Source organism: Spirosoma utsteinense (assembly GCF_014282275.1).
Lineage (GTDB): Bacteria > Bacteroidota > Bacteroidia > Cytophagales > Spirosomataceae > Spirosoma > Spirosoma utsteinense.
Genome location: NZ_VFIA01000010.1, coordinates 1 through 21,919 on the forward strand (window position 1 = coordinate 1; position 21,919 = coordinate 21,919).

Genomic DNA, 21,919 nt, shown 5'->3' on the forward strand with positions numbered 1-21,919 from the left:
TGCTCAGTGCCCGTTTCATTCGATTTGGGAGTGCAAAGGTAGTGGTTCTTATTTTGATTGTCAAGAGAAAGTTTAAAATCTTTTTCGAGTCATTCGCCACTCACTCTGTTTTGTTTATCCTCGTGGGGTCAGCCGTTGCTGATCAGGAGGCCCTGTTTCGTTCGATTTGGGAGTGCAAAGGTAGGCAAAAAACAGGGTTTGTCAAGGGCTCGGGTTAAACATTTCGGAGTGATTTGCGTCGCCTGCGGGTAAGTCGCTGATAGCGTCTAAGTTACCGTATAAAAATTTTTTAAACTTTTTTTAGTTCATTCAGATACTACTCCTTCTATATATATGGTATTGTATTTTACCTATATTGAATTGACAGCAAAAACGTGATTTTACGCCAACCAACCGCTCTCCATGCGTTATATTGCATCTTTGTTTTAAGGTTCTATTTCTGGAACAAAGTAGTAAGCCATGAAAATATTGCACACAGCAGACTGGCATTTGGGGAAACGCTTGCAGGATTTTCATCGGTATGAGGAGCAGGTAGCTGTTCTGAATGAAATTGTACAGATCGCCGACGAACAAGAGATCGATCTGGTTCTGGTGGCTGGCGACCTGTTTGATACGTTCAATCCAGACCCAAAAGCAGAAGACCTATTATATAGTACGCTCAAGCGACTGTCCAACGGAGGACAACGAGCCGTAGTAGCCATTGCTGGTAACCACGACAATCCCAGTCGGCTCGAAGCACAGGACCACTTTGCCCGGGAATGCAGCATTGTACTGATGGGTTTTCCACAAACCGAGTTTCGCCCGTTCGATTGCGACATCAAAATTTCACGATCGGCACCGGGTTTTGTAGAACTACAGTTGCCCACGCTTGATTACCCCATTCGTATTATATTGACGCCCTATGCCAACGAGTCCCGAATGCGTACGTATCTCGGTCTGCTTACCGTTGAAGAAGAGTTGCGCCAGCATTTACAACGCCATTGGGAGAACCTGGCTACTGCTTATATGGATACAGCTGGTGTCAATCTGCTTGTTGCTCATTTATTCGTTATGAAGCGTGGGGGTGAACAGCCCGAAGAATCCGACGATGAACGAAGTATTCTGCAGGTTGGTGGCGCGTCGGTTTTCTATACGGATATGATTCCGGAGCAGGTTCAATACACAGCACTCGGGCATTTACACCGTTATCAGCAGTTGGATGGCGGTCATGCTCCCGTCGTATATAGCAGTAGCCCGCTGGCCTACAGCTTTGCCGAGGCCGATCAGCAGAAGTACGTAATCATAGTAGATGTAGAACCGGGCCAACCGGCTGCTATAACTCCCGTACCGTTGAAGGTAGGAAAGCGGTTACTACGGCCACGGTTCACCCAGGTTGAGGAAGCGGTGGAGTGGTTACAGCAAAACCAGGAGTGTTATGCCGAAATCACGATGCAAACAACGTCGTACCTCACCAGCGAGGAGCGTCGACAACTTCAGCAGGCACACAGCGCACTGGTAACAATCGTGCCCGATGTGCGCGATATAGATAAGACAGGCGAGACCGAAGCTAGCCAGACCATCGACCTGACGCAGAGCATGGAGCACCTTTTTACCGATTACTTCAAAAACAAGAACAAAGGCCAGGAGCCGAACGAGCGCCTGAAGCAGTTGTTCAAAGAGATTTTAGCAACAGATTCCGAATGATACCCATAAAACTGTCCATTCAGGGACTATACTCTTACCAGGGCTTGCAGGAAATTGACTTCCGTCAGCTCGTCGGGTCGAGCGTGTTTGGTATTTTCGGAAAGGTAGGCAGCGGGAAAACCTCCCTATTGGAAGCTATCAGCTTTGCTTTGTATGGCGAAACCGAGCGCCTGAACAGCCGCGACAATCGACAGTATAATATGATGAATTTGAAGTCGAAGCATCTGATGATCGACTTCGAATTTCAGGCGGGACCCGATGAGCAGCTTTACCGGTTTGTTTACGAAGCGAAGCGACATCCCAAAAAACACCAGGAGATCAGTTCGTCCGAACGACGTATGTTTATTCGTCAGAGTAATGAATGGCATCCGATCGGTAATGAGAAGGAAGACGTAGCCATACTGTCGAAGCAGATCTTGGGGCTGGACTACGATAATTTCAAGCGGACGATTATCATCCCCCAAAACCAGTTCCGGGAGTTTCTGGAGCTTAGTCCGACCGATCGGACCAAAATGATGAACCAGTTGTTCAAACTGGATCAGTATGACTTGGCGGCACGAGTGAGTAAACTCAGCAAAGCGAACGACGACCAACTCTCTGAACTTCGTGGCCTCCTGGCTCCTCTGGCGGATGTAAACCTGGAAGCCATTGAGCAGGCTGATCTCGATATTTCGGCGGTTTCGGTTTCGTTACGCCAAAAAGAGGATGAAATTAATCGGCTGGTGCCGGTTGAAAATCAACTGCTCGACAATCAGAAACGCAGCAAAACGCTGGTTTCTATGCAGGAAGAGCTTGCTTTGTTGCTTACCAAAGAGCCTGCTTACCAGCAACGGGAGCAGGACCTCGCAGTATTTGAAAGCTGCCTGCTCATTTTTCAGGCTGATTTTGCCAACCTCGACAAGCTACAGGCCAAAAAGCAGAAGCTTACTGAGTCGGTGGGATCTGCCCAACAGCAACTCAACTTGGTTACGAAACGGCTGGTCGGTTTGCAGAACGTCTTTGAAGCAGCCAAACAAGCCTACGAGACGCGGGAGGAACTACAGCAAAAGGCCGATGAGTTGGATACCGTTCAGCAAATCAGAACGCTGCATCAGTCGATTGGACAGCAAACGCGCAACCAGACTTTACTGACCGGCCAACTCAGTGAGTTAGTCGGTCAGCTTGATCGCTTCAAAACCGATCGGGCTAACCATCAGCGATTACTTGACGCTGCGATTGGTCGTACGTCCGATATGGAACGCTTTTATAAAGTAAAAGACTGGTTCACGGCTTATAAACCGCTAAAGAAGCAGGCTGACGATCTACAGCTGGCCGTCGAGAAATACGATCTGGCCATTGCAGCGCTTAAGCAGGAAAAGGATAAAGCGCTGGAGGGTTTTCCATCCGACTGGGCTGCGTTAAATCTGAAGACATTGCCGGATGCCATTGAGCAGGCCCTTGTCAAATTCAAAGCGGCCCGGCAGGACCGGGAGACAAAACACCGGCAACTGATGGTTCAGGATGGGTTACGGAGGTACGCGGATGCGCTGCACGACGGATCGCCCTGCCCCCTCTGCGGATCAGAACACCACCCGAACCGGCATACCGGTGATGCCTATACCGTTGATGTGCAGCAAAGCGAAGCCGCGCTGAACAACGTAGACCGAAAAATTGAGGTAACAACTGCTCTGCAATTAATCATCAAAGAGCTAACGACGAAGCTGCGTAGCGAGTTGGAGAACGGCAAACGTTTAAATCAGGAACGGGGCGACGTACTCCAGCGATTGATCGAACACGAGGATACCTTCATCTGGCCCGAGTTCTCCAGAGATCAAGAAGGTCAGGTTGTTGAGGCAATCCAGAAAGAAAGTGATACGCAAAAGCAAATTCAGGACGCTCAACAGGCTATTCGCACGATCGATGCACGGATTGGAGAAACGGAAACAGCCCATAATCGACTAGCGCAACAGGTCGTTGACGTGGGTAACGCCATCTCAGGCTTAAACGGCCAGTTGAAAACCGCTGCCGAATCGCTGGATCATTTTCGGTTGGATGAAGTGAAAAACTGGGCTATAGATCAGATCAATGATCTACGCAACTCGCTAACCAAGGCCTATGCGCAGGTGAAAGTCCATTACGATAATGCGTCGAAGCAGAAAGGAGATACCGAGAAAGAACTGGCAACGGTTGAGGAACAGATTCAGCAGCTACAAAACCAGCTAGCCGAAGTGATTGCGGAACTGGACTCCCTGGAAGCAACCATCGAGCAGAACCTGATTCATCAAAACCTGACCCGCGACCAGGCCAGACAAATTTTGCGATCGGGGCTGGATGTTACCCAGGAGAAACAAGCCATAAAGGAATACAACGAGCGACGTAGCGGTTTGCAGTTACAGGTCGGTAACCTGGAGACCGAACTGGCCGAACACCCCTTCGACCCGGTTGCGTTAGAGACGATTCAACAGCAGCTGGCCGTAGTGCAGGCCGAAAAAGATGCGCTGAACAAAGAGCATGGCCGGGCAACCAGCGTATTGGAATCGCTCAAAACCCAGTGGAAACAGAAGAAAGACCATCAGAAACGGCACGATGCGCTCGAACTACGTCGGCAGGATCTAAAGAAGATGGACGAGATGTTCCGGGCGCAGGGCTTTGTCAACTACGTATCGTCGGTCTACTTGAAAAACCTCTGTGAATCGGCTAACGAGCGTTTCTTCAAGCTGACGAACAATCAGCTGAAGCTTGAACTCGATGAGAAGAATAACTTTCTGGTGCGCGACTACCTGAATGGGGGCGATGTGCGAAGCGTGAAGACGCTGTCGGGCGGGCAAACGTTCCAGGCCGCTCTATCGCTGGCGCTGGCGTTGTCGGATAATATTCAGCATTTGACCAAAGCGAAGCAAAATCTGTTTTTCCTCGACGAAGGCTTCGGTACTCTCGACAAAGACGCGCTGCAAACCGTGTTCAAAACGCTGAAAGCACTACGTTCCGAAAACCGCGTAGTCGGCATCATCTCCCACGTTGAAGAACTCCAGCACGAAGTGGACAACTACATCCGGGCAGAATCCACCGACGAGGGAAGTAGGATCTTCAGGAGTTGGGAAAAATAAAAAAGGAGTAAAGGGAGGGGGACGAAAGGGAAGAAGGGGGCATGTACGCGATCCCTCTCTTCCCTTTCGTCCCCCTCCTCCCTTTACTCCCTCAATTTATTCCTTATTCACCAGCGCCATTATCTCTTCCGAGATACCGGTCATGGAGAAACCGCCGTCGTGGAACAGGTTTTGCATGGTTACCATGCGGGTCAGGTCCGAGAACAGCGTGATGCAGTAGTCGGCGCACTGGTCGGCGGTGGCGTTGCCTAGGGGAGCCGTTTTATTGGCAAAATCGTAGAACTTGTCGAATCCACCGATGCCGCCACCGGCTGTTGTTGGCGTTGGCGACTGCGAAACGGTGTTTACCCGCACCTGTCGGTATTTACCATAGTGGTAGCCAAAGCTTCGGGCAATGGACTCCAACAAAGCTTTTGCATCGGCCATGTCGGTATAGAACGGGAAGGTCCGTTGAGCGGCCATATAGGTCAGCGCCACAATCGATCCCCCTTCGCTGACGGCATCAAGCTTATAAGCCGTCTGCATCATTTTATGAAAGGACAGCGCCGAAATGTCGACGCTCTGCTTGAACCACTCATAGTTCAGGTCGGTATACGCTTTGCCTTTACGGATGTTCGGGCTCATACCAATGCTGTGTAGGACAAAATCAGCTTTACCGCCCAGAATTTCGGTCGACTGGGTAAATAGGTTCGTCAGGTCATCGACCGACGTAGCGTCAGCGGGGATAATTTCGGCGTTGCAGTGTTGAGCCAGTTCTTTGATGGCACCCATACGCATGGCAACGGGCGCGTTGGTGAGCGTAAAGGTGGCGCCTTCTTCTTTCGCTTTCAGCGCGACTTTCCAGGCAATTGATTTTTCGTCGAGGGCACCCGAAATGATGCCGCGTTTTCCCTTCAGTAATCCGTAGGCCATAATAGTTAATAAGTAATGAATAATGAACAATGCCTAGCAAGGGCTGTAGACCGCACATTCATGCAGGCTACCGTATTCATTATATATGGGTCAAAGTTAATTATTTTTTTGTCGGTCTTTCGTCGCTCCGAACCGCTACCAGCGATGTCGGGGTAGCCGGTACGACCGGCAGCTTCAATACGTCGACAATGAATTTCTCGGTTTGGTTATATACACCATCCAGATCGCCCGATGTGAAATGGGACGCAATGACGTGCTGTCCGGCATTGGGAAACGCCATTTTCCGTTTGTTTTCGGCTGGCGTGCCTAAGGCTTCGTACATATCCAGCATAGCCTCCACCGACACAACCTTATCCTGATTATCCTCATCCTTGTAGTAATACCCCATGAACAGCGGCTGTTTTACTTTTGCGAACTGCTCGGGCGTCATGACCTGGTCGAGCATGGTTTGCAGCGTGATCAGGCCATTGATATGGTACTGCGGAAACCAGTAACGTGCACGACCTCCTGTATAATTGGTATTTACAACATGGTCGCCCCCCATGGCCGTCCGCACGATTTGTTCACCCCATGGTTTGGTCGCGAGTTTCAGGGTGGGATTAGCCACCGCAATACAGGGCGAGTAGAGTACCAGCCCATGAATTTCGGGGTGATGAGCGGCCAGATATAGCGACAGCATACCCCCCGCCGACGTACCAATGACCACGACCTTATCGCCTAGTTCCTTACCGATAGCCAGGGCGCGCTCAGCCGAAGCCGCATAGTTAGCAGGGGTAATGTCTTTGAGTGCATCAGGCGAGTCAACGCCATGTCCATAGGTACGAGCGAGGTAGAGGTTACAGCCAAAGCGTTTGGCCAGCTGCTTATGAACGGGGTCGCCCTCGGCCCAGCTAGCCGAATAGCCATGGATGTAGACCATGCTGAATGGCGTTTTTACCTTCTTCGTACTATCGGCCCAAATGATACGGGCCTCGTTGTCGGGACGCAGGTTTGCTTTCTGTTCCGACGCTATGATATCCTGTTCCAGTTTGACTAAATCCGGGTCGAGTTTGATGACTTCGTTCGTAACGCCCTCAGGATGAGCAGTGGGACCAACCATATAACCAACAACGAGTAGAGCCAGTACCAGGCCCGTAATAGTGAAAAACCGTTTCATAATGTGTATGGAATAGGTGGGGGGTTACGCTTACTTCTCACTGATGTCCATTCTGATTCGCCAGTCTTTGGGCAGGTAGTTGTTCACCCGGTTGCCAACGCCTTTCATCCAGCCAATGTTTAGTCCGTTATACCGGGCCAGGAGCCAGCCTGTTGCGGGTTCGTCGAGGATCAGGTTCTCTTTCTTAAAATACCGCAGGGCATTTTCTTTACTCAACGATACGGCAGGCAGATGCTGGTTAATGGCCGTACTCAGCGCCAGGGCATGCGAAGGGATAAAGTCCGTTCCTTTAAACTGGCCGATCTCCAGCCCGAAGCCTTTGTTTTTCAGCGCGACATCCAAACCAAGAAACTGCTTCTCCAGCGCTTTGGGCAAGGCCATGACGTCGCCGTTCGGCTTTTCCCAGAGCGAGAAATCAGCCGGGTTCTGTAGCCAGGTTGCCGCCGACGCAGCTTCCCGCGTCCGTAGTGCCCGGATGCTGCGAAACGTGCGGGCGTCTAGCTTGGGTGGGGCCGTGAAGGCTGTTTTTTTGAATACGCTAATGAAGAACCCTTCCCCCCGCACCCGGTGCGGATAGCATTGATACCCTACCGAACCGTCGATATCTTTCTCGACAATATTCCAGTCGGGCGGTAACACGAGCGGGTGATTCCGGAAGCCGTTTTCCGTCAGGTACCGGATATTGTCCAGGTTCTCATCATCATTGTAGGTGCAGGTGCTGTAGATAAGCGTCCCGCCCATATCGAGCAGGGGAGCCGCAGCCGCCAGAATACGTTTCTGGCGGGCCGAACACAGTTGCACGCTATCTTCCGACCACTCGTTCATGGCGTCGGGGTCTTTCCGGAATAACCCTTCGCCCGAGCAGGGGGCATCGACAACGACCACATCGAAAAAGCCCGACAGGCTCAGCATATCTTCGGGGTCGTGGTTGCTGACGACAACGTTAGGAAAGCCCCACTTATCGATGTTCTCGCGCAATACCGATACCCGGCTGCGGATAACCTCATTACAAATCAGCAAACTATCGGGATGCAGCGCCGAGGCCAGCAACGTGCTTTTGCCACCCGGAGCCGCACACAAATCCAGCACCCGCAGCGGCCTCGTCAGGTTAGCCGACTGTTTGAGGGCTTCGTTCAGCAGCATCGACGAGGCTTCCTGAACGTAGTAAGCGCCCGCCTGAAACTGAGGATCGAGTGTAAAGCTGGGGCGCTCGGGCAGGTAAAATCCGTCGGCGCACCAGGGAACGGGCTGCAGACCCGACGTATCGAATCCACTCTTGCGCGGGTTCACACGGATACTCACCGGCGTTTCCTGCCTTAAAGCCGCTTCAAATGCGGCATAGTCATCACCCAGTTGAGCCCGCATCTGTGCCACAAATGCCTGAGGCAGTTCGGCGGTTACCACTTCCGTTCGGGCTTCATCCGGTTGACCGCTCCCTGTTTCAGTCGGTCCATTTATAGACCCATCCGATCTGAACTTGCCAGCTGACTGTCGGTCTTGGCGCGGCCGCTTGTGTTGCTTCATTGGTCAAAAATACGGAACTGTCGGGCGGTTTTTGCTAAACTTGCAGCATGCTCAACAAACAAGCCCAATTTGCCCGCGTCAAAACCCTCATTTTCGACATTGACGGTGTATTTACCGATGGCCGTGTCCATCTGCTATCATCGGGAGAACAATTCAGAACCTTCGACATCAAAGATACGTATGGTGTCGAGCAGGCCCTGAAAGCGGGTCTTCGGGTTGGTATCGTCTCGTCGGCCAATGCCGATGGTATTCGAAAGTGGCTGGATATTATCGGCATAAAAGATATTTTCATGGGTGGACCACCCGACCAGAAACTGAACGCTTTTCTGGGTTACGTCACCCGCGACGGTCTGGATGAGTCAGAAATCCTCTACATGGGCGACGACCTGCCCGACTGCCCTATTCTTAGCCGCGCCGACGTCCTGGCTGCGTGTCCGGCCGATGCTGTCGACGAAGTCAAAGCAGCCTGCGCCTATATATCACCCAAAGCGGGTGGCTGCGGGGCCGTGCGGGATGTTGTTGAGCAGGTATTGAAAGCGCAGGGCAAATGGCCCGTCATTTAACAGTTATGACAAATTTATCGGTTCGTGATCAGGCTGTCATCTGGCATCCGTTCACACAAATGCAAACAGCTCCCTCGCCAATACCCATCGTGCGGGGTGAGGGCTCAGTCCTATTCGACGCCAACGGCCGCGACTACCTTGATATGGTTTCGTCGTGGTGGGTGAATCTTCACGGTCATGCCCACCCGTACATTGCCCGGCGCATCTCGGAGCAGCTGAACACCCTCGAACATGTCATCTTTGCCGGGTTTACCCACCAGCCCGCTGTCGAACTTGCTGAGCGCCTGTTAACTATTCTGCCCCCGAATCAGGCAAAGATTTTCTACTCCGACAATGGTTCCACAGCCGTTGAGGTCGCGCTGAAGATGGCGTTTCAGTACTGGCACAACCTGGGCAAGCCCCGGCTGAAAGTAGTAGCGTTCGACAGTGCTTACCACGGCGATACGTTCGGGGCTATGGCGGTGAGTGGCCGCAGTGCCTTCACCGCGCCGTTTACGCCTTTCCTGTTCGATGTTACCTACCTACCTGTTCCGGTGGCCGGTCAGGAAGAGGCCGTACTGAAACAGGCCGCCGAACTGTTTACCGATGAGGTAGCAGCTTTCATTGCCGAACCGCTCGTTCAGGGGGCGGGCGGCATGGTGATGTATGAGCCCGCGCTGCTCGACCAGTTAATTCAACTGGCCCGGCGCAACGACACCCTCATCATTGCCGACGAAGTCATGACGGGTTTTGGGCGAACGGGTCGTTTGTTCGCGTCGCATTATCTGGCCAACAAACCCGACCTGATGTGTTTGTCGAAGGGGCTGACGGGCGGAACAATGGCCCTGGGCGTAACGGCCTGCACCCAGCCCATTTACGACGCTTTTTTGTCGAACGATAATTTCAGGACCCTGTTCCACGGACACTCCTTCACGGCCAATCCCCTTGCCTGCACGGCGGCTTTAGCCAGTATGGATCTGTTACTGGCCGAGGAAGCCCAAGCCAGTATACAGCGGATTGCCGAGCAGCACCAGGGGTTTGCCAATCGCCTGGCCACCCGGAAGAACGTAATCAATATCCGTCAACACGGTACGATCATCGCCTTTGACATTTACGTGGGAGAGCAAACTTCGTACTTCAACACCATCCGCGATACCGCCTATAATTTCCTGCTGGATCGGGGGGTGTTAATGCGACCGCTGGGTAATGTGCTGTACATGATGCCGCCGTACTGTACTACTAACGAGCAGTTACAGTATACCTACGTGCAGGTGGAGGACTTGCTGGATACGCTTGCGAAGAGAACGGAACAGGAATGAAAAAACGAATGCCATTACTTCGAGTAATGGCATTCGTTTTTTCATTCCTGTTCCGTTCTCTTAACTGACCGGGCGGGTCGTATACTGATCCATGACATCGCTCGGGTGAATTTCCAGCACATTGGCCAGCACCAGCAATACCAGCGTGCGGGAAGCGATTTTCCGGGATATTCCCGCGATCGATGCGAACAGATCGACCGTAATGTTATCATGCTCGCCGAGGTGCTGCATTAGTTTTTTCTCCTTCTCGCCGTAGCTGAATCGGATATCACGATCGGCCTGCGTTCCCTTTAAAATTTCGCGCACCTCCCGACTGGCCTGCACCGATTTGTCGGCCACCCGAACGTAAGCTTTCTTGATTTCCGGGTCAGCCGGGTCGGGCAGGATATAGTGGGGTTTGCTAAGACTGGGCGGTACCCGAATGACAAGCACCTCGCGCTCGTCCAGGAGCTGAACCCGGTCGATAGTGTAGCTGATGCGCGGGAAACAATGTTTGTGTATGGCCCGAACGAGCAAGTACTCGTCTTCGTCGGCATATTTGAGGCCTGGAATTTTTTTGTCGTCGCCGACGCCGATGAGCATGATGCCGCCATATGTATTGGCGAAGGCTACCACGCCCCGGATTATTTTTTCAGGGTGATTGGTTTTCAGTTTGAACTCTAAACTGCTTCCCTCTCCCCGCCTGACCAGGTTCTTGAGCGCCTGATAGTCCATACCCGATGGGTTCATCTGGTTGAGCACTGAATCGTGATAAAGATACGGTTTCTCCACAAATTTGCAAGTCTAACCGGTGTATCTCTACTTTGCGCTAAAAGTTGAATTAAACAAGCCAACTTTTACGCATAGCAAACCGTTACTGAATACAAAACTTACCTACTGTTGTCATTTTAATAAACGCAAAAATGCTGCTAAACGTTGCTCTGGTTCTTGGTACATTCCTTTTTATGGAAGGTGTCGCCTGGTTCACACATAAGTATGTAATGCATGGCTTTTTGTGGAGCTGGCACCGCGACCATCATAACCATCATGCCGGTTTTTTTGAGATAAATGATTTGTTCGCCGTTGTCTTTAGTTTGACGGCTATCAGCCTGATCGTTACAGGAGTGGAAGTGCCAGAGTACAATTACCTGGCCTGGGTTGGCGCGGGCGTTACGCTCTATGGCCTATTTTACTTTCTGTTTCATGATGTCATTGTGCATCGGCGGGTGAAAGTGAAACTCGATACCAATGGACGGTATATGCAGCGTATTATGCGTGCCCATTATATTCACCACAAGGTGCACTCGAAGGAAGGTGCCGAAGCATTCGGCTTTCTATACGCCCCTAAAAAATACGACCGGCCCGTAAAAAGTAAGCCAGTCGATGTCGATTCAACCACAGCCTGATCAGGTACTGCCTATAGATGCCAGGATGGTATCGAACTTATCATCAAAAAAGGGAGCCATTCTAGCGAATGGCTCCCTTTTTTGATGATAAGTTCGGCAGGTCAGTACTCGTCTTCATTGAAGAAGAAGTCATCCTTGGTTGGATAGTCGGGCCAGATCTCTTCGATGCTTTCGTAGGGTTGTCCATCATCTTCGAGTTCCTGCAGGTTCTCAACAACTTCCAGTGGGGCGCCGGAACGAATCGAATAATCGATTAATTCGTCTTTGGTTGCAGGCCAGGGAGCGTCTTCGAGGTAGGATGCTAATTCGAGTGTCCAGTACATAGTGTGTTCCGTATTTAATTACTACTTTTTCAATGAGGGTGCAAAAGTAAAAAAATCGTTATTATCCAAGCTCTTTTCTACAAAAATGTTCTGTAGTTTCGACCTGCTGGGGTTTAGGCCATTAACCCGGAAGGCGTATGTTTGTTTTCAATAGCGAATTAAACGTATTCTGTGATTCATGGATACGAAACGTCACTATCTTTTCAATTATTTTACCAAACATCATTTTACGCACGCTAACTCGCTCATGACCATTGAAGTATGTGCCTATTCGCTCCAATCCTGCCAGACGGCGCAGACGGCGGGCGCACACCGTATTGAATTGTGTGGCGGACTTGCCGAAGGAGGTACTACGCCCAGCGCAGGCCTTATCCAACTGGTCTGTCAACAAATAACTCTTCCGATATACGTTATGATCCGCCCACGGGGTGGCGACTTCCTCTATACCGATACCGAACTGGCCGTTATGGAAGCCGACATCCGACTGGCCAAACAGCTGGGTGCCGGTGGCATCGTGCTGGGTTTGCTACACGCCGACGGTAGCGTTGACGAAGAACGAACCCGGCACCTGATTGAACTGGCCCACCCGCTGCCCGCTACCTTCCACCGCGCCTTCGACATGACGAACCAGCCACTGGAAGCGCTCGAAGCCATTATCCGCACCGGGGCCGAACGTATTCTTACCTCTGGCCAGCAACAAACCGCCGAAGCGGGTCTGCCTCTGTTACGCCAGTTGGTTGAACAGGCAGCCGGGCGAATCGATATTATGGCTGGGGCTGGTGTCAACGCCACGAACGCCGAAGCACTCCTCGAAGCCGGCGTCGACGCGTTGCACCTCAGCGGCAGCGTTCGGTATGACAGCGGTATGATCTACCGGCATCCCGCCGTTTCCATGGCCTCGGCCGTACCGGGCGAGTACGAACAGCTAGAGACGGCCGAAGAGAAAGTACGGGCAGTTCTGCAAAAAGCCGGACTTACAACACAATAGCCCGGTTGCCAGAGATGAACACCCGATCGCTGAATACCAGTTTCAGCGCCTGCGACAGCACAATTTTCTCCACATCCTTTCCCTTGGTAGCCATATCCGCAGCCGTGTGCCGGTGATCGACCTCCTGCACATTCTGCGCGATGATGGGCCCTTCGTCCAGGTCGTTGTTGACAAAGTGTGCCGTGGCCCCAATGATTTTAACCCCCCGCTCATACGCCTGCCGGTAGGGATTGGCACCCACAAAAGCGGGTAGGAACGAATGGTGGATATTGACGATCCGGTTGGGAAAATTGTTGACAAAGTCCGGCGTCAATACCCGCATGTACTTGGCCAGTACGAGGTACTCGGGTTCGTAGATAGCCAGCGTACGTAAAATGGCTTCTTCGTGTTCTTCCCGGCTGCGTCCCTCGTGGGAGACGTAATGAAACGGAATCCCGAACTTGCTCACCAGCGGTTGCAGTACATTATAATTACTGACCACGGCCAGAATATCGGCATCCAGTTCATCGAAGGCGTAGCGAATCAGTAACTCACCCAGGCAATGATGCTCTTTTGTCACCATCACCACGATGTTCTTCTTACGCTTCGGATTCAGCCGGAACGTAATGCCCTCGGCGTTGGGCAGGGTCGAGTTGAGTTCGGTAAGCAGGGCGTCGCTCTCAAATGTCCCTTCGAACTCCGTCCGCATAAAGAAATGCCCCGACGGGCTAACGTACTCGTCGTTATGAATAATGTTGAGGTTGTGCCGGTACAATACGCCCGTCACGTGGTAGATCAGTCCCTTACTATCGGGGCCATCCATGAGTAGAATATGTTTTGTCGCGTCGGGCATGAACGAAAGGTCAATTGTGCGGCAAAGTAAGCGAAAGACCCGCATTTACCGCCAGCCTTCGGGTTGCTGAGCCGTACGATATAAGCTTTCCCTGCAAGGTTCGCAGGTGGTCCAGACGGGATACACGTTTCTGGCGAATGGCAAACCCGCTCCGCTTAGTCTATTCACGTATACAATTCGCTGCTTACGGGCCGAAGACCAGAAACCGGGTTTGCGAGTAGGTATAGCTGAGCCAGCCCGTCAGCAGTCCGACGTTTTTGCGGACGTAGAGTTCCAGCCCCCGAGAAAAACCGCTGCCCTGTAAAAAAACTGTTTCAGGATAGGGGTTCAGCAGCAGTGTAGTGCCGCCTTTAAAATCATTAACGTTGTTCAGCCGCTTATAAAAAACCTCGACCGACACTTCAACAGCATCGTTACGCAGGTTCTGAAAATACCCCAGCGAAGCCTGATCCGCAACTTGCGGTTTTAAGTACGTGTCAGCCACCAGCCAGCGGTCGGCAGGAAGGGCGGCAGTGGTATTGGTAAGCTGTTGCAGATACTGAATCATACGGCTCAGTCCAGCCTTAATGGACGCCCGCTCACTGAGAGCCAGCCGGATAGACAAACGGGGTTCCAGACCACCGTAGGTTTTGGCGAACCGCCCCGCCCCGGTCAGGACCGAATCACTGATGGTTTCGGGCGACCGGGAAGCACCCGTACGATACGTGTAAATTTTGGCAGGTCCCATGCGCCCAAACCAAGAATACCGCAGTCCCACCTGCGCTGATAGTCGTTTCGAAAGCGTCACCTCAGCCTGCCCGTACAGGCCAGCTTCAACGGCCTGTACGTTGGGTAAGAATAACGGGTTTACCTGCGAAGCGGGATGGTTGGGTTCAAGCTGCCCCGATCTAATAGCATACAAGATTCCGCTCAGCCCAACTTCGGTCTGCAGACGTGTGCTACTTGCATAGCTTAACCCTGTTTTGACCTGTTTATAGTCGATACCGGATGTTAGCTTGTAGGCCTGCGCCGAATCGGGAGTACTAATAGTGGACCGGTAACGGCTACAGACACCTGTTGTCTGTATCTGCCAGCGAGCCGAGAGGTAGTGCGACCAGCCGAGTGAAACCATCTGTGTTTGCCAGTTGAACACAGACTGGGAACCGTCTAATTCGACCTGCCGCAATGAATCGCCGGGGAGACGAAAGCGGTCGGCACTGCTGAATAGCGTCAGCGACAGTTTGTTTTTGGCATTGGGGAAATAGTCAGCCCGCAGGACGCCATCCGTAAAACCTGCCTTGACGCCCATAAGCGCCTTTATCGGAAATAATTTCAACAGCTGATCAGGATAGGCCAGCCGCCCCGCTGCGTAGAACGCTAGTTTATTCCTGATGAGTGGTGCTTCGATCTTTAGCCGACTACTGATTAAGCCCAACCCGCCCGACACACCAAATCGGGTAGCTTTAGCTTCCTTCAGCCGCGTGTGCAGCACCGAAGCCGCCCGACCGCCATAACCGGCGGGTACGCTGCCCCGGTAAAAGTTTATGTCCTGCACCACGTCAGGATTAAACACCGAGATGAACCCCAGCAGGTGCGAAGCATTAAACAAGGGTGCATCATCCATTAAAATGAGATTTTGGTCGGCATTGCCGCCCCGCACGTTAAAGCCCGAACTAGCTTCACCCACATTACTGACGCCCGGCAAAAACTGCACTGTTCTTAAAACGTCAACTTCGCCCATCAGGGTTGGTAACTGCTTCAGTGTCCGAACCGATAGCGTTGTTACGCCCACCGAACTACTCCGTACGTTTTGTCCCGGCTGACTGCCCGTTACGGTTGCTTCGCGCAGCAGTGTAACCCGCTCCGTCAGCCGGAATGTCAGCGACATGTTAGCCCGTGCCGTAAGGGTACGCTGTTGGGTCTCGAAACTCTGATGTGACACCTGTATGGTTTGATTGCCTTTGGGTAGCGAGAGGGCGAAATACCCCATCGAGTCAGTGAGTGTGCCTAATCCTACGTCCAGCAGCAGTACCGTCGCGCTGGCTACAGGAGCGTCGGTCTGGGCATTACGCACGTAGCCTGTTACCTCAAAGCGGGGCTGTGCAAGGCAAAAACTCACAAAAAACACATTCAACAGCACACAGCCTAAAAGTATCTTCATTCGATCGAAGGATTTCTGGTTACTTAATGACTAAGCACCCTTACTCGTAAGGACGTTATTATCCCCATCCAGAGGCACATGTAACACTTGTCTTTTGTGGAACAGGTAATTTCTCCGCTTATTGCATTGTCGTTTGAGCGCTGAATGCACCCAAAATCGCCACTATCATCGTCGTAATGACAACTTGATAAGAAGTCTTAAGACCAGTTCTCATAGCTTATGTTTTGAGTTGGAGAGTAGTAAAGCGGTATACCAAACATAAGTAATTCTACTCAGTACATACTAGTTGGTTATTCAGCTTATACTAACAAGTAGCCTCATGTTGCCTTTAGCGGAGTTATCAAATCAATACAATTTTTCACCTGTCATGTTAAACCGTCGTCGTTTTCTAACCCTCAGTTCTCTATCAGGCCTGTTCCCATCGCTGGCCTTTCAACCCGGCAGCGTGGCTCCCGCTCCGCTGGTTATCTCGACCTGGAAACAACCGAAAGCCAACGCAGCCGCTCAGGCCGTCCTCGACCGGGGTGGACGGGCGCTGGAAGCCGTAGAAGCCGGGGTTCGTATACCCGAAGCCGACCCGAACGATACCAGTGTTGGTTACGGTGGCCTGCCCGACCGCGACGGTCGCGTAACGCTCGATGCCTGCATTATGGACGAGAAGGGGAATGCCGGTTCGGTTACTTATCTCGAAAAGATCATGCACCCCATTTCGGTGGCGCGTGCTGTTATGGAAAAGTCGCCCCACGTCATGCTCAGTGGCGAAGGTGCCCTGGCGTTTGCGCTGGCACAGGGATTCAAGAAAGAAAATTTGCTGACCAAGTCTTCCGAAGCGGCCTGGCGCGAGTGGCTGAAAACGGCCAAGTATAAGCCCATTATCAACATTGAACGGCACGACACCATAGGTATGCTGGCGATGGACAGCAAGGGCGATCTCTCAGGAGCCTGCACCACCAGCGGGCTAGCCTACAAAATGAACGGCCGCGTGGGCGACTCCCCCATCATTGGTGCCGGCCTGTTTGTCGACAACGAAATTGGCGGTGCCTGTGCAACGGGCCTGGGTGAACTGGTCATGCGTACGTGCGGGTCGTTTCTGGTCGTTGAGCTGATGCGGCAGGGCCGTAGCCCGCAGCAGGCTTGCGAAGAAGCTGCCCTGCGCATTGTTAAGAAGCAGGACTACAAAGAAGTACAGGTTGGTTTTCTGGCTACAAACCGCCAGGGCGAGGTTGGCGCATACAGCATCCAGCCCGGATTTAGCTACACCGTTTCACGAGGTGGCAAGACTGAAGTGCTAGAAGCTAAATCTTTTCTGGGTAAATAGTTTGGGGTTTGTGGTTTGTGATACGTAGTTTGGGCCTACTTTTCGTAAGGTAAGTGCTCAGACTCGTCCAAACCGGTACTTCTCATTCTACCACAAAACCACAAACATTAACTTGGAATCGATATTCTCAACGTCAAAGCGGAAACTTCTACTCGAAGTTGCCTGGGAGGTCTGCAATCAGGTAGGCGGCATCTATACGGTCATCCGTTCGAAGGTTCCGGCAATGGTCGAGAAGTGGGACGATAACTATGTAGCGATTGGTCCTTATTTTCCCCAGCGGGCCGCTTCTGAGTTCGAGCCTATCACCGAACCTGACGAAACCGAAATTGGACAGACCGTTCGAAAAATGCGGCAGTTAGGCTATGGCGTCGAGTATGGCTACTGGCTCGTAACGGGTCGGCCGCGGGTGGTGATGTTCGACATTGCCAGTTTCAGCGCCGATCAGCTCAACCAGGTTAAAGGATTGCTCTGGCAAAATCACCAGATTTCGACATTAAACGTCGAGGACCTTGTCAACCAGACACTCATTTTTGGCGAAATGGTCCGGCAGTTTGTGACCTTACTGGCCGAAGATCATGCTAAACGAATTGATATTGTTGCTCATTTCCACGAGTGGATGGCCAGTTCGGGATTACCTGACTTACGCCGGGACAACGTTAAAGTAGCTACGGTCTTCACTACCCATGCAACCATGCTTGGGCGTTATCTGGCTCAGAACGAACCCGGTTTCTATGGTAAGCTGCCCTTCTTCGACTGGAAACGCGAAGCCCAGCACTACGGTATTGAAACGCAGGCCACCATCGAACGGCTGGCTGCCATGCAGTCCCACGTGTTCACGACGGTAAGTGATGTTACAGCCCGGGAGTGCGAAGTATTCCTGGGTCGGAATGCAGACCTGGTACTACCCAACGGCCTGAATATTACCCGCTTTGCGGCCGTTCATGAATTCCAGAATTTACACGTCCGGTATAAGCAGAAGATCCACGAGTTTGTGATGGGGCACTTCTTCCAGAGCTATTCATTCGATCTGGAAAAAACGCTGTACTTCTTTACCTCGGGCCGGTTTGAGTTTTCGAACAAAGGCTATGACCTGACCCTGGAAGCGCTCGCCCGGCTTAACTACCGCATGCGTGAGGCTAAAATGGACATGACCGTCGTCATGTTCATGGTTACGAAACAGCCCTATACATCCATCAATCCTGACGTACTTCACTCGCGGGCCCTGCTCGACGAGATCCAGGAAACCTGCGAAAACATTGAAAAGCAGGTTGGCGAACGCCTTTTCCAGGCAGCAGCATCGGATCAGGGAATTACCCTGCCCGACCTGAACAACTTCGTAGACGAATACTGGCGGCTCCGGCTTCGGCGAACCGTTCAGAGCTGGAAAACCAAACGGTTGCCACCTTTCGTGACCCACAACCTGGTGGAGGAGGATGATATGACCCGCTTTATTCGTCAGGCCAATCTGGTCAACAACGAGTTTGACCGTGTCAAGATCGTGTATCACCCCGATTTTATTGCTTCAACCAACCCCCTATTCGGGCTGGACTACAGTCAGTTTGTGCGCGGCTGCCACCTGGGGGTGTTCCCAAGTTATTATGAGCCCTGGGGCTATACGCCCCTGGAGTGCGTAGTACGGGGAATTCCAACCGTCACCAGCGACCAGTCGGGTTTTGGTGATTTTATCATGCAGATCATGCGTGACTATGAGAGCCGGGGTATCTACGTCATTAACCGCCGGACGCAGAATTTCAACGAAGCCGCCGACCAGTTAGCCAGCGTCCTGTTCCGATTTGTTAAGATGGCGCAGCGTGACCGCATTGCGCAGCGTAACCGCGTCGAAAGCATCGCGGAGGTATTCGACTGGAGCAACTTACGTTCCTATTACGATACCGCACACGATCTGGCACTGAAGCGAAAAAAACCATAAACGGGTTCAGAATGTATGATATAGGGTGTATGTTTTTTTAACATGCACCCTATATTTTATACCTTACAGTGAATACTTATGATCAACATTGGCATTATTAACGTCTCAGACCGGGCCAGCGCAGGCGTTTACGAAGACATTCCCGGTAAAGCCGTTGTCAGTTTGCTAACAGAGTGGCTTACCTGCGACTGGCAACCGGTCTATCGGGTTATTCCCGACGAGCAGGATCAGCTTGAGGCCACTATGACTGAACTGGCCGATACAGAGGGGTGCTGTTTAGTCGTCACCACCGGCGGCACAGGTCCTGCCCTACGCGATGTAACGCCTGAAGCGACGGAAGCCGTCTGCCAGAAAATGCTGCCCGGTTTTGGGGAGCTTATGCGGCAGGAAAGTCTCAAGTATGTTCCAACAGCCATTCTTTCCCGGCAAACTGCGGGTATCCGCAACCAGACACTCATCCTGAATTTGCCGGGAAAGCCGACTGCCATTGGCCAGTGTCTATCGGCGGTATTCCCCGCTATTCCTTACTGTATCGATCTTATTGGCGGCCCTTTTCTGACAACAAACGAAACGCTGATGAAGGTATTCAGGCCTAAAAGTTAGGTAACCCAAACTCAGCCAGGAAAACTTATCTTGCCCATCGACACCGTTGGTACCCCTTGACGGTCTCCAAAAGAGGTAGTTCCTCCCACCAGACATTCGTTGGCTAAAACGGCAAACAGGACCGCTTCCTTAGCATCACCGTCGATGCCGAGTTCATCGGTTCGTTTAAACAGGCAGTTGGGCAGCAAGGTCTGAATAGCCGTTGTCAGGGCTGGATTGTGCGCTCCGCCCCCACTCAGGTAAACGACATAGGACTCGCCCGATTGCATCAGTTGTCCAACAGCATCGGCAATGGTATCGGCGCTGAACTGAACGAGTGTGGCCATCAGGTCGGCAGGTGCTACAGCCGTTGTTTGGCTTGCCGCTTGGGCTTTCTCAACATAGCTGGTATTGAACACCTCCGGCCCGGTAGTTTTGGGGAATGAGGTACCAAAAAAAGGGTTGTCTTTGAGCGCATTCAGCAACTCAGTATTGACATTTCCACGAGACGCCAGTTGACCGCCTTCATCGTACGGCTTGCCTAGCACACGCCTTGCGTAGGCATCCAGTAGTGTATTACCCGGTCCGGTATCGGTCGTAAAAACAGTTCCCGCATCCTGATTAGCGGGCAGGTACGTAAAATTGGCAATCCCCCCCATATTCAATAAGATGCGATGCTCGCCCCTGGCAGAGAACATAAAGTAATCGCCGTAAACCGCCAGTGGAGCGCCTTCGCCCCCCAAGGCAATATGTTTCTGCCGAAAATCGCTTATCGTGATAATACCCGTTGTAGCAGCTACGTGGTCGCCATCGCCAATCTGTAGCGTAGCATTGGGGAATTTAGCCCGGCCATGCTGCCGTTTGGGGGCATGATACACGGTTTGTCCATGGCTGGCTATAATGTCTATATCGGCAGGTTGCAGGCCCCACAAGGCCAGACAATCAAGAATCAGCTGACCGTGAAGCCGACCAATGTAGGGATTGAGCAAACAAAGCTGCTCGAATTCGATTTCTCTTTTGGCGAAGATGGTGCGAATTTCGGCTTTCAGTTCCTCATCGTACGGCACAGTAGCGAAACGTTCGAGGAGTACGGTCGTATCAGGTCCACTTCCCGACAGGCGGCAAAGCGCCACATCAAGACCATCGAGCGAGGTCCCGGACATAAGACCAATAATCCGACGCTCGGTTTTACGGGCAATAGTGTAAAGCTGTTGGATTTGTACGTTCATAGGAAAACAACTGTCTGGCAAAAGTATTTAATTCACAATAAACGTTCGTGGGAACGTTTGCTACCACATGGATTTCTGGGGCGACGAGCAATTTTCCTTTTTTGAGTCTATCCTTTTCCTGGCTCTTGGTCAGACCGTAGAGGTTATTGGAACACAATTTTTATCGGGGGGCGATATCAGCACGGCTGCGCAGGTATTCACGTCGGAGGGTGTCTTTTTCATCAAGTGGAATCATGCCCGCCCTAACGAATCAGACGCTATCGACATGTTCGAGGCCGAAGCACGGGGACTCGATCTGCTTCGGCAGACTGACGCCCTTTACATTCCGCAGGTTGTTGGTTTTGGACAGCAGTTGGATAAATCCTATCTGATCCTCGACTACATTGACCCCGGCCAGCCCGACCACCGGTACTGGGAGACACTTGGCCAGTCGCTGGCCATACTGCACTCGCACACACAGGCTACGTTTGGACTGAGTTTTTCAAACTACATTGGTTCGCTACAGCAGACGAATACCCCTACTACCAGCGGAATCGATTTTTTCTTCGAGCATCGACTATTGCCTCAGGCCGGGATGGCTCTTTATAAAGGGCTCCTTACAAAAACTACCTACGAGGCCCTGTTCCGACTGCGTAACCGGTTACCCGATATCCTTCCCCACGAACGCCCGGCGCTGCTCCACGGCGATTTATGGTCCGGTAATGTGATGGTTACTGAGCAGGGGCAGCCTGCCCTGATCGACCCGGCGGTCTATTACGGCTTCCGCGAGGCCGACCTGGCACACACTCGATTATTCGGTGGTTTCGATCAGCGCTTTTACGATGCCTATGACGAAGCGTTTCCGCTTCATGATGGCTTCGACGAGCGCGTGGCCATCTACAATCTGTATCCATTACTGGTCCATGTGAATCTGTTTGGCTCAGGTTACGTTAGTGGCGTGGAACGGGTGCTGAAAAGGTTTTAATCAGTC

Annotated in this window: 19 protein-coding genes; 11 read left to right on the forward strand and 8 right to left on the reverse strand. The window is 52.0% G+C overall.

The window, feature by feature from the left end:
- From FH603_RS28425 to FH603_RS09580, 3 genes are all read left to right on the forward strand, one after another.
- Positions 1–218, forward strand: a 218-nt coding sequence (locus FH603_RS28425; protein ID WP_222439549.1) for a hypothetical protein, incomplete at its 5' end; no start/stop codon positions are given.
- Between the two features lie 241 nt (positions 219–459).
- Positions 460–1,683 carry a metallophosphoesterase family protein gene (locus FH603_RS09575; protein WP_186737278.1) on the forward strand — a complete coding sequence of 408 codons (1,224 nt, stop codon included), beginning with the start codon at positions 460–462 and terminating at the stop codon, positions 1,681–1,683.
- Positions 1,680–4,769 (forward strand): AAA family ATPase, encoded by a 3,090-nt coding sequence (locus tag FH603_RS09580; RefSeq protein ID WP_186737279.1) that lies wholly within the window; start codon positions 1,680–1,682, stop codon positions 4,767–4,769. The genes FH603_RS09575 and FH603_RS09580 overlap by 4 nt, the downstream gene beginning before the upstream one ends.
- A 96-nt stretch (positions 4,770–4,865) precedes the next feature.
- Here FH603_RS09580 and FH603_RS09585 read toward each other — a convergent pair whose 3' ends face one another.
- The 3 genes from FH603_RS09585 to FH603_RS09595 all read right to left on the reverse strand — a co-directional run bounded on the left by FH603_RS09585 (position 4,866) and on the right by FH603_RS09595 (position 8,361).
- Positions 4,866–5,681: an enoyl-ACP reductase FabI gene (locus FH603_RS09585; protein ID WP_186737280.1), complete on the reverse strand. Its 816-nt coding sequence runs from the start codon at positions 5,679–5,681 to the stop codon at positions 4,866–4,868.
- Between the two features lie 100 nt (positions 5,682–5,781).
- The gene (locus FH603_RS09590) at positions 5,782–6,837 is read right to left on the reverse strand and encodes an alpha/beta hydrolase (RefSeq protein WP_186737281.1); all 1,056 of its coding nucleotides are present in this window, start codon (positions 6,835–6,837) and stop codon (positions 5,782–5,784) included.
- A gap of 30 nt (positions 6,838–6,867) precedes the next feature.
- The gene (locus FH603_RS09595; RefSeq protein WP_186737282.1) at positions 6,868–8,361 is read right to left on the reverse strand and encodes a methyltransferase RsmF C-terminal domain-like protein; all 1,494 of its coding nucleotides are present in this window, start codon (positions 8,359–8,361) and stop codon (positions 6,868–6,870) included.
- Between the two features lie 47 nt (positions 8,362–8,408).
- Between FH603_RS09595 and FH603_RS09600 the strand changes: the two genes are divergently transcribed.
- Together FH603_RS09600 and bioA are read left to right on the forward strand one after the other, a co-directional pair.
- A complete protein-coding gene (locus FH603_RS09600; protein ID WP_186737283.1) occupies positions 8,409–8,924 on the forward strand; it encodes a KdsC family phosphatase in 516 nt (171 codons plus the stop codon).
- A gap of 5 nt (positions 8,925–8,929) precedes the next feature.
- Positions 8,930–10,222: an adenosylmethionine--8-amino-7-oxononanoate transaminase gene (gene bioA / locus FH603_RS09605; protein ID WP_186737284.1), complete on the forward strand. Its 1,293-nt coding sequence runs from the start codon at positions 8,930–8,932 to the stop codon at positions 10,220–10,222.
- Positions 10,223–10,282: 60 nt separating this feature from the next.
- Here the strand turns inward: bioA and FH603_RS09610 are convergent, their stop codons facing one another.
- Positions 10,283–10,951: an AlbA family DNA-binding domain-containing protein gene (locus tag FH603_RS09610; RefSeq protein ID WP_186737440.1), complete on the reverse strand. Its 669-nt coding sequence runs from the start codon at positions 10,949–10,951 to the stop codon at positions 10,283–10,285.
- A gap of 173 nt (positions 10,952–11,124) precedes the next feature.
- On the opposite strand from FH603_RS09610, the gene FH603_RS09615 reads away from it, so the two are divergent.
- Positions 11,125–11,607, forward strand: a complete 483-nt coding sequence (locus FH603_RS09615; protein ID WP_186737285.1) for a sterol desaturase family protein — start codon at positions 11,125–11,127, stop codon at positions 11,605–11,607.
- Between the two features lie 101 nt (positions 11,608–11,708).
- On the opposite strand, the gene FH603_RS09620 is transcribed toward FH603_RS09615, so the two are convergent.
- Positions 11,709–11,930, reverse strand: coding sequence for a DUF2795 domain-containing protein (locus tag FH603_RS09620; protein ID WP_009284883.1), 222 nt, complete (start codon positions 11,928–11,930; stop codon positions 11,709–11,711).
- 247 nt (positions 11,931–12,177) lie between these two features.
- Between FH603_RS09620 and FH603_RS09625 the strand changes: the two genes are divergently transcribed.
- Positions 12,178–12,918 carry a copper homeostasis protein CutC gene (locus FH603_RS09625; RefSeq protein WP_186737441.1) on the forward strand — a complete coding sequence of 247 codons (741 nt, stop codon included), beginning with the start codon at positions 12,178–12,180 and terminating at the stop codon, positions 12,916–12,918.
- Here FH603_RS09625 and purU read toward each other — a convergent pair.
- Together purU and FH603_RS09635 are read right to left on the reverse strand one after the other, a co-directional pair.
- Complete coding sequence (gene purU / locus FH603_RS09630) at positions 12,905–13,720, reverse strand: formyltetrahydrofolate deformylase (protein WP_235985367.1); 816 nt, start codon at positions 13,718–13,720, stop codon at positions 12,905–12,907. The genes FH603_RS09625 and purU overlap by 14 nt on opposite strands.
- A 214-nt stretch (positions 13,721–13,934) precedes the next feature.
- Positions 13,935–15,890 (reverse strand): TonB-dependent receptor, encoded by a 1,956-nt coding sequence (locus tag FH603_RS09635; protein WP_186737287.1) that lies wholly within the window; start codon positions 15,888–15,890, stop codon positions 13,935–13,937.
- A 367-nt stretch (positions 15,891–16,257) separates the two neighbouring features.
- Here FH603_RS09635 and FH603_RS09640 point away from each other — a divergent pair, with 367 nt between their 5' ends.
- The 3 genes from FH603_RS09640 (at position 16,258) to mog (ending at position 19,741) form a co-directional block, all read left to right on the forward strand.
- Positions 16,258–17,208, forward strand: coding sequence for an isoaspartyl peptidase/L-asparaginase family protein (locus tag FH603_RS09640; RefSeq protein WP_186737288.1), 951 nt, complete (start codon positions 16,258–16,260; stop codon positions 17,206–17,208).
- A gap of 112 nt (positions 17,209–17,320) precedes the next feature.
- The gene (locus FH603_RS09645) at positions 17,321–19,138 is read left to right on the forward strand and encodes a glycosyltransferase (RefSeq protein WP_186737289.1); all 1,818 of its coding nucleotides are present in this window, start codon (positions 17,321–17,323) and stop codon (positions 19,136–19,138) included.
- A gap of 78 nt (positions 19,139–19,216) precedes the next feature.
- Positions 19,217–19,741 carry a molybdopterin adenylyltransferase gene (gene mog, locus FH603_RS09650; protein WP_186737290.1) on the forward strand — a complete coding sequence of 175 codons (525 nt, stop codon included), beginning with the start codon at positions 19,217–19,219 and terminating at the stop codon, positions 19,739–19,741.
- A gap of 11 nt (positions 19,742–19,752) precedes the next feature.
- On the opposite strand, the gene FH603_RS09655 is transcribed toward mog, so the two are convergent.
- Complete coding sequence (locus tag FH603_RS09655; RefSeq protein WP_186737291.1) at positions 19,753–20,949, reverse strand: anhydro-N-acetylmuramic acid kinase; 1,197 nt, start codon at positions 20,947–20,949, stop codon at positions 19,753–19,755.
- Positions 20,950–21,016: 67 nt separating this feature from the next.
- On the opposite strand from FH603_RS09655, the gene FH603_RS09660 reads away from it, so the two are divergent.
- Positions 21,017–21,913, forward strand: a complete 897-nt coding sequence (locus tag FH603_RS09660; protein ID WP_186737292.1) for a fructosamine kinase family protein — start codon at positions 21,017–21,019, stop codon at positions 21,911–21,913.
- Positions 21,914–21,919: the final 6 nt, after the last annotated feature.